At 62.6% G+C, this 238-nt stretch carries 1 protein-coding gene; it reads left to right on the plus strand.

What is annotated here, in order from left to right; translation table 11 throughout:
• A partial coding sequence (locus tag SB753_RS41105; protein ID WP_410805684.1) for a DUF4088 family protein occupies nucleotides 1-238 on the plus strand: 238 nt, incomplete at both ends.

Consider the following 238-nt stretch of genomic DNA (forward strand, 5'->3'; position numbering starts at 1 on the left):
GGTGTACGAGGCGAAGGTCGCGTGCGAAACCAGCGTGGGCAGCGCCGCGCGCGAAAAGCTCGGCGAATTGCGCGGCCTGCTGCGTCTGGGTATTTCGCACGGCTCGTTCCAGAAACAGGAAGCGCAGCAGATCATGGAATATCTGCGGCTCCTGAAGCCGGAGATTTTCGTCGAAGAGCCGTATGACGTATTCACGCGGCTCGCCGCCTGGCTGCGCAACTTCTTCATGCCGCCGCCG

The sequence above is a fragment of the Paraburkholderia sp. SIMBA_053 genome (genome assembly GCF_046534895.1).
GTDB classification, from domain to species: domain Bacteria; phylum Pseudomonadota; class Gammaproteobacteria; order Burkholderiales; family Burkholderiaceae; genus Paraburkholderia; species Paraburkholderia caledonica.